Source organism: Dysosmobacter segnis (assembly GCF_014297285.1).
In the GTDB taxonomy this organism is placed as follows: domain Bacteria; phylum Bacillota; class Clostridia; order Oscillospirales; family Oscillospiraceae; genus Oscillibacter; species Oscillibacter segnis.
This window is the reverse complement of record NZ_JACOQI010000041.1, coordinates 1-8,148: the sequence shown is the minus strand read 5'-3', so window position 1 is coordinate 8,148 and position 8,148 is coordinate 1. Positions and strand designations below refer to the sequence as shown.

Here is an 8,148-nt window from a genome sequence, read left to right as displayed (position 1 = left end):
CCTACTGCCCTGGCCAGTATGATTGACATCGGAGTGGCCGGAGAAAACCGAAACACCATCCTAATCATTGCGGCGGTGATGGCAACCCTGGCCATTCTGCGGCTCTGTGTTTATTATATCTGAGCTATTCACAGTAAAGTTTCCTCAAATGTCGATGCAATGAATGAATCTAATCTACCACTCTATATTTTGTTCTTTGTAATAGCAATGCATAGTATTTCTATTACCTTAATATATAGAGTTCTAAGACCAGCTGAATAGAGAGTGTGCAGATGTTTCAGGCTCTAATAGCTATAGTGTATAGAGCCCTCTCCAGCGGCCACAGAGATAGGACCTCAGTGGCCGCAGGAATAACTATAGTGGATTTTCAGAAAAGACCATGCCAACAACAAATGGACCTATATCATGAAGAACATTGTTTATATTCTTGTTCTTTCTCTGTCCTGTATCCTCCGGTAGAGTAGGCTCTTCTGGATGCGCCATGATGACGCTACCCTATGGACAGATTTTTAGGAGAGAAAAGGTCACAGTCCCCCCTTGGCGGGAGACTGTGGCTTTTTTGCCGCTGTCAGGCGGTACAGATTGCTGGTAAGGCTGCCGTTGGCGCGGTGGCGCTGCCGCTTCTCAATGAGCTGCCTGTGTTCCAGATCTGCCAAGGCCCGCTGGACGGTGCGGGGTGAGAGGCCCAACTCACCGGCGATGGTCTTGATCCCCGGCCAGCAGACGCCGGAGGCATCCGCGCGATCCCGGAGGTAGATGTAGACCGTCTTTTCCCGGTGGCTCAGATCCTCGGCGTAAATAAAGTTAAATTTGCTCATTTGCTATCCTCCGTGTTGTAAGGGCTGTTTTCGCGGCGGTTCTGAATATTGCGGGCCAGCTCGTCGCGGTTCACATAGGAGATTTTTCTGGCCGCCCGCTCCGGCATCCGGTACCCATCGGGATCGAAGGTGATGCCCCAATCCAAAAACAGGCGCAGTCTCGTCCGCATGGGATGTGTTCCTGTTTTCATCACCACAAATTCGCCCTTGGGGATGGACTTCAATTCGTCTGGCGTCATGAGCGGGCGCTCCATCATCTGCAAGGACTGGCTGCTTTCCTTGCCCTGACTGACGGAGCCGGAGAGCACCGTGCGGCTGCCAAGGGCGGCGGAGAGGGCCTCGGCGGTTTTGCTCTGGGGCGAAAAGCCGCCGAAGATGGTGTCCTGGCAGTTGTCACATATAATTTCCGCACCTTCTTTACCATAGTTCTTCTCCAGTTGGGCAAGGCTCTGGATGATAGGCACGAGCGTCAGCCCGCGGGAGCGGCCCGCACTGAACAGGGGCAGGATGTCGAAGGGCGGCATGGTGCCCAGCTCATCGCAGAACAGCACCACGCGGTTCTTGAGCCTGCCGTCATGCTCGTCCGCCACGGAGAACAGCTCACGGGAGAGGTTCTGGATCATAAGGCCCGCGATGAAATTCTTGGCGGGGTCTTCCTCCGGCAGAATGAGAAAAATGGCGCACTTCTCTGAGGCGAACATCTCCGCGTTGATGGGGCTGTCGTAGCAGATGACCTGCTCCAACTCCGTATCCAGGAAGGCGTTCAGGCGGGAGAGGACGGTGGACATGACCGAGGCCATCGCCTGATCCGCCGCCGTCAGCGCCGCGCCTGCCAGCCATCGTGCCTTATGCTCCGGCGGCAGAATGTCCACCAGCAGTTGAAAGCCGTTCCTGCCCCGTGAGCTCGGCATCGCCAGCAGATCCTGCACCAGCTTGAAGGCCGACACGATATGCCGCTTTTCCGGCTCTCCGTCCTTTGGCGGCACGAATTCCGCCAGCAGCAGCACAACGGCCGTCAGCAATCCCTCGGCGCTGTCATAGAAGTAGGCGTTATCACCGTATTGGGAGGCGTCACCATCCGGACTGATGATGGTCTTGGCAAGGATCTTGGCGTACTTCTCCGCCTTGGCCCGTGCCGCCAAATTGGACGGATCTGCTCTCGCAATATCCATGTAGTGATTCATCAGCGTCAGGAAGTTGAAGCCGTCCGAGCGGGTGGGATTCCGCAGGTCGATGACGGAAACCCGGTAGCCATAGTACCGGGAGGCGATGGCGCCGTAATTCCTCGCCAAGTCTCCTTTGGTGTCCAACGCCAGAAAGCTCATGCCGCAGGCGCAGGCGTATTCCAGATTGGGGTACAAGAAAAACGCCGTCTTGCCCACGCCGGAGGCGCCGATCATCAGACAGTGGATGTCGTCGCTGTCCACCAGCGCCCGGATATCCCCCTGTTCCTCGATCACCTTTTTGACTTTTGAGAGCACCTTTGATTTTTTCTTCGGTTTCCGTTTCTGCTTTCCCGCCACAGGACGGCGCAGCTTTTCCAGCAGCTTGCGGGAGATTTTCAGCAGAGATCCTCCCTTGCTTTTACGCTTTCTGCCGCCCACGCTGCCGAGGATGAGCCCCTGCTCCGTGGGCAGCTCCTTCCCCTTGCGCCAGCGGCGGGGGCGGAAGGGTACGGTGTGATAGGTCTTGCCGATCTCCTTGGGCGTCGCCCACCGCGCCGTGCCGTGCTGACCGTCGCCCACCGTCTTGCTCTTGATGTTGTTGAGGGAGTAGCTCTTGGAGAGGAAGGATGCCATGAGCAAAAACACCAGCAGAGCGCCGCAGAGGGCGAGGAAGATCCATGTATCCCCGTTCATGGTTAGTTCTCCTTTCTCTCAAATTTGGCGCACAGATCGTCGTTCCAGTCCTTGCGTACCGGACAGAGCCGCTCCACCTCCAAGCCCATGTCCTCCAACGTATCCGTCATGCGGTCGCAGGCGTCATTGCCCGCGTCATCGTTGTCGAGGCAGAGGTACACCGTGTCCAGCTTGGGATTCTGCCGCAGCCGTTCCAGCACCGGCTGGATGGATGTCCCGCAGCAGGCGACGTAGCTGTGCTCCTGCCAGCCGTATGGGTAGAGGGTGATGTGGGACAGGAGATCGATGGGGGCCTCGAACACATAGAGGGACTTGTCCGTGCCGTCCTTATGAAAGCAGTGTTCGCTGGCGCTGCTCTCAATGTTCATGCGGAACACCCGTCCCTCACTGTTGGTGCTGCGGATGTGGGCGTGCTTTGCCTCGCCGCTGCCATCCAGCCCCACGAAAACACAGTTGTGGTGCTTGTCCTCGTAGAGCAGCTTTTCGTGTACGAAATAGGAGATGACCTCCCGGTCGATGTGCCGCTGGCGCATGAGGTAGGCGTACATACGCCGCATGGTCCCGTAAGGCTCCGGCAGAGCGAAGGGCTTCGGAGCCTCCTTTGCGGGCTTTGCCTGCTCATACGATTTTCCATTCTTTCTGCCCAGCAAAAGCAAAACCGCCTCCTGATAAGGGAGACGGTAATAACGCTGGACAAAGCTGACGGCATAGCCGCCCTCGCGCTTGGAGTGGTCGAACCACTTGTTGCCCCGGACGGTGATGCTGGGATCGTTGGGCGTACGGAATTCCCGGCCGGAGCGCACAGGTCGCTCCCCCTGGGCACGCAGCAGAGACACGAGATCCGTGTTCTGCGCCCGCGCTTTTTCCTCCGGCGTGAAATAAATATATTTGCTCATGATGTGTCCTTTCAAAATTCTGCTTTGCGCTATCTGAACATTTGTTCCTCATGGTCATCCGGCTTGTGCCCCATCGCCAGCCGCTTGCGCTGCAATTCCTGACGGCGCTTGCGGTCGATCTGCAAGCCGCGGTGGATCTGATCGATCTTGCTGTTGTCCTCAAAAATTCTGCTCATGTGATGCAGCATCCGCACGACGGTTTCACCCACCGTGGGGGCACGATAATCTGATCCTGCCGGTGCGCTCCCTTTCTGCTGATTGGGGTGATCTGACCACTGAGAGAAAGCCGGTGCATCTTCAGCCGCAGGCGGTGTGGTACCCTCAGAAGCGGCATCATCAGCGGAGGCGGAATCTTCTGGTGCGGCACTCGTCGAACGGTCAGATTTGGGCTGCGCGGGAACGGCTGGCGCTGTGGATTCTACTTTGGCATTCTTGGCCGCCGCGGAATTCTCAGGCGAAATGGATTCCACCGATGTGGCAGAAGTTCTCTGTGCATCCGCACACCTCTGCCGCTCAGCCATCCATTGCAGTGTTTCCTGAATGACCATGTTGCAGACGCTCCGGAACTCCTTTTGCCGGGAGAGCGTCAGACGCTTGGGCGGCCGCTGATCGTAGTCCAGACACACCTGCTCGTAGAGCGTCTGCCACGTTTCATAGGCAGCGGACACCCGCTCATCCTTCGCCAGTTCCTCCACGATGGCGTCCACGATGGCCTTGACCCTTGGCGGCAGGTAGCCGTAGACCTTTCGGCCCTTGACCGTCAGCAGGCGTTCCGCCAGCTCCTCGGTGAGCTGCTCCAGACGCGGGTTATCCGACGTGCCATGCTCCAGCCGCGCGATGCATTCCACCATTGCCTTGCGGGTCTGCGCCTGCAACTCCTGCCGCGCGGTATCCTTTTGCTGGTAGATGTGCATCCGATCCGCGTGGTAGATCCGTCTGGCGAAGACGGATTTCATTTCCCGGATACCCTCTTTGGTGAGGTAGCCCTCCTTTGAATCCGCGGAGAAGAGGATCATGTGGATGTGTACCTGATTCGGCTTCTGGTGGAAGGCGGCGTACCAGCGCAGGTTGTCCGGCTGGATCTTGTACGCTTCCGCGATGTCGCAGACGGAGGCGTTCACCAACGCCCGCCAGCTTTCCGCGCTGTCATAGCCCAGCCGCTCGGCGTCTTCACGGCGCAGCGCGATCACCGGCGTCCACACATTTCCGATGTGCTCCGCCACCTCCCGCACCGCCTGTGCGAGATTTTGTACCTTGCCGTGGGCGTCCCACAGACCGTGTTCGCCGTCCTTCTGGACGCCGGGGCGATGGGAGATGTAGTCGATGAAATTTTCCTTTTGATCCAGCGCCTCCATGTAGTCTTCCCGCACCTGCTGGATGAACGCGGAGGCGCTGCCCTGGGTGGGATGCTCCAGATATTCCTCGTACTCAATGAGTTCCCAGCAGGAGGGGAAGGACTTCAGCAGCCGTGCAATGAAGTCCTGCTGCTTTTTCGTGGTGGGGAGCGTACTGCGCTCATCCGCCAGCAGCTCCACGCCGGGACGGGTGGCAACGTAGCGGGTGCGCTGCGCCAGCTTCGCGGCATTCTGTCCGCCCTTGAGGTAGGGGGAGATCAGTACGATCCGGGCCATGCGTCGTCCGGCTCTATGCGCCGCTGGCTCCGCACCGCGTTTTCAAAACTCACCTGACCGTTGGTGCGTTTCACCTCATCCACGGCGTAGGCCCGCAGCTCCCGCGTGTGAATGGGATCGGCGCGGAAGTGGGCGGCGATGGTGTGGCACAGCATATTCAGTTCCACCGCGCACTTGAAAAGAATGCGGCAGAGCCGATTGTTGTTGTCGTCCAGCGTACCCTGAATGGCGGTGAGGATGGCTTGGGAGAGGTAGGCGGTGTTGTCCTCCGTGCCGAGATAGCCCATGTAAAACCGCAGGGCCTTGTTGATAAATTCACTGCGGTTTTTGCAATTATCCGCGGCCAGCCAACCGTCCATACGGGGAACCAACTTGGCATCCAGCCATACCACTGTGCGCTCGATCCGCTTTTCGTCATTTTCCTGCATTTTTGCAGCACTCCTTTCTGAAAAGGCGCAACCTCTTGTCACGCCTGCGTTTTTGCGGGTAAGGTGCACCTGTTTTCCATCAAGATCCGCAAAAGGTGCACCTTGTCCAAACCTCTGAAAGCCCCGCACTGCGGGGCTTTGTGGCTGAGAGGGGCCCAGTTAGGGGCACCTCTCTTTATCTTGTGCTTTTACCGAACGGGCAAATAAGGGGCGAAACCCTCCGAAACGGGGCATGGCCGGGAGGGAAACACCCATCCCCAAAGGCTCAGTTTTCCTTCGCCGGAGCAGGATTCACCGGGCCTTTTCACGCATCGCCCACAAACGCCGCAACGTTCGTTTCAAGGGGATGCGGCGGGTACACACGCCACCTCAGCCCCTAACCGCGCACACAGCGGCTCACAGGGCGAAACAGGGGGGCTATCTCTCCATCGGCCACAGCAAGGCTTTATGCTGTCAGCGAAATTGCCACCGAAAGAACAGCCGGAGGAAGTGGATGCACGCCTTATGGCGTGTGTCCGCTTTCGCCGGCGCCGCGGCCTCGCTGGGCTGTGCAGCCTGGACGCTGTTGTTTCCGCAGCCGCGAGCGTTTCAGCCTTGCTGTGTTTGTGCTTACAGTTTCATCACCGGCCCCTGCCGCTGTTCCGGTTCCTCTCGGAGCTGCTGCGCGTAGACACGGAGACTCATGCCGGTCTGCTCCTGACAGAACGCCTCCATCTTCCGCAGCAGAACATCCTGCTCAGCTGCGTTGAGCCGGTAGCTCCAGGTTTCCTCTGTGCCATCCGCTTTGCAGAGATTCAGTTCCAGCGTGTCGCAGGGGCGGTTTTTCTCCATGTCATAGTTGGCGTAGATGTTGAGCCAGTCATCGTTTTTATCCGTGCAGACGAAGGTGCCGAAGGCTGCATCCACATCGAACTCCGTCCGCACATAAAAATTGAGCTTGCCGTCCATCTCGATGATCTCATCACCGAAAGAAAAAATCCGCGCGGAGAGGTGTCCCGCCGAGGTGATCTCTTTGCCGTTCAGATGATCCAGCAGCTTGCGCCACTGATCATCGCTCGACGCGAATTGCGACCGGGTGGCATGGTACGCCGCCACGGATACATCCCGCATCGCCCAGGTCTGCCAGCCGTCCATGATGTGTACGGCGGAGAACTCCCGCTTGTCGAAGTTGATGTCGAACACACCGCGCACCTTGCCGGTGTTCTCCATGCGAAGGGTGGTGAGCGCGTTGTACTCCTCCGCTGTGATGGGGCGCCCGTCCGCGAACAGCTCGATGAACAGATCCGGCCCGGTGCCTTTCTCGCCGGTGACATAGCCGCGCAGCTTTACTGCGGCATCCAGCAGTTCCTCACCGGGCGAGGTCTTGAAGTACCACTCCTGTCCGTTCTCTACCACATGGTAGGCGGCGTAGGTACGGGTAGCCTCCCTCGCTTCACGCTCCGCGACGTCCTCCGCATAGATCTCGGCACTGATGCGTTTGTATTCCTGCTCCGGGAGTTGGTTGCACAGCTCGTCCAGCACATCCTCCAGATGCTCCTGCAAGGTTTCATTCCTGAGATGCTTCTCAATGGCATCCTTCCATCGCCGGTCGATCCACAGTGTGATGTCTACATGATCTGCCATCTCACTCACCGGTCCTTTCGTCAGTGGGCTGCGTCAACGCGGAGGGAGGCTCCTCCCGCGGCTGCGGCTTCGCCGGTCTTGCCGGACGGCGGGGACGGGCAGCGGGCGCCGCGCGGCTGTCCAGATACTCCCGCACCGGCTCCGGCACCTCGGATTCATAAAGGCATTTGAGCAGCTCCTCCAACTGTGCTTGCACGCTGGTGTTCTTCTTTTTGAGCGAAAATTCGAGAGCGGCAAGCTGCTCGCTCTCGAATGAGATCGTGACATTTTCCTTTTTCATGATTGTTATTCAACCTCCTGATAATAGTCGCGGAGCTGGAAGCCCAGCGCCTCCATGTCGCTGTGCTCCATGCTTTTTTGATGTTTTTGTGTTGTGGGTGGTATCACTACCCTCCGGCGGTCGCACGAAGTTTCAATCCTGCGGACGTCCGGCATTATCAAGGGCAAAATTGGCCTTTTTTATGGCGTTGCGCCGCTGTATCTTCTCGGCATCAGACAGCACCCTGTTTGGCGCGATCTTTATCCATGATTTTGGAATGACGTAGTCAACTGCCCGCCCGCTGCGGGACACTTTGACGAGCCTGCAATCCTCCGGTCTGTCCCGCGCCAGCGCTTCCAGCTTCTGACGCAGCACCTTGTTGTGAGTATAAATCCCGGCGGTCTTTTCTTCCTCGTTGAAGCCGATAATGGTTTCCTGCTCGTAGCGAGCCATGTTCATAATCATTTCCTTCCTTTCAGCCTTTCGGCAGATACGCCCTCGGATTCGTCCGTTCCCCGTTGACGCGCACCTCGAAATGGAGATGCGGACCGGTGGAGCGCCCAGTGCTGCCGGAGAGGGCGATGATGTCTCCCGCCTGTACGTTTTGTCCCACCCTTGCCAGCAGCTTGGAGCA

At 58.0% G+C, this 8,148-nt stretch carries 9 protein-coding genes; all 9 read right to left on the bottom strand.

Annotated elements, in window-relative coordinates; all coding sequences use genetic code 11:
• Positions 1-524 precede the first annotated feature (524 nt).
• Positions 525-818 carry a helix-turn-helix domain-containing protein gene (locus H8Z83_RS18205; protein ID WP_187016349.1) on the bottom strand — a complete coding sequence of 98 codons (294 nt, stop codon included), beginning with the start codon at positions 816-818 and terminating at the stop codon, positions 525-527.
• Positions 815-2,617, bottom strand: coding sequence for a type IV secretory system conjugative DNA transfer family protein (locus H8Z83_RS18200; protein ID WP_187016350.1), 1,803 nt, complete (start codon positions 2,615-2,617; stop codon positions 815-817). Before H8Z83_RS18200 ends, H8Z83_RS18205 begins: the two co-directional genes overlap by 4 nt.
• 62 nt (positions 2,618-2,679) lie before the next feature.
• Complete coding sequence (locus tag H8Z83_RS18195; RefSeq protein WP_187016348.1) at positions 2,680-3,573, bottom strand: DUF3991 and toprim domain-containing protein; 894 nt, start codon at positions 3,571-3,573, stop codon at positions 2,680-2,682.
• A 29-nt stretch (positions 3,574-3,602) separates the two neighbouring features.
• Positions 3,603-5,204, bottom strand: coding sequence for a MobP3 family relaxase (gene mobP3, locus H8Z83_RS18190; protein WP_187016347.1), 1,602 nt, complete (start codon positions 5,202-5,204; stop codon positions 3,603-3,605).
• On the bottom strand, positions 5,186-5,632 hold the full coding sequence (locus tag H8Z83_RS18185) for a hypothetical protein (protein WP_187016346.1): 447 nt from the start codon (positions 5,630-5,632) through the stop codon (positions 5,186-5,188). The genes mobP3 and H8Z83_RS18185 overlap by 19 nt, the downstream gene beginning before the upstream one ends.
• A 609-nt stretch (positions 5,633-6,241) precedes the next feature.
• Entirely contained in the window at positions 6,242-7,255 is a 1,014-nt protein-coding gene (locus tag H8Z83_RS18180; protein ID WP_187016345.1) for a hypothetical protein, read from the bottom strand.
• A gap of 1 nt (position 7,256) precedes the next feature.
• On the bottom strand, positions 7,257-7,535 hold the full coding sequence (locus tag H8Z83_RS18175) for a DUF6103 family protein (protein ID WP_187016344.1): 279 nt from the start codon (positions 7,533-7,535) through the stop codon (positions 7,257-7,259).
• A gap of 132 nt (positions 7,536-7,667) precedes the next feature.
• Positions 7,668-7,973, bottom strand: coding sequence for a hypothetical protein (locus H8Z83_RS18170; RefSeq protein ID WP_187016343.1), 306 nt, complete (start codon positions 7,971-7,973; stop codon positions 7,668-7,670).
• Positions 7,974-7,989: 16 nt separating this feature from the next.
• Positions 7,990-8,148, bottom strand: a 159-nt coding sequence (locus H8Z83_RS18165; RefSeq protein WP_187016342.1) for a M23 family metallopeptidase, incomplete at its 5' end; no start/stop codon positions are given.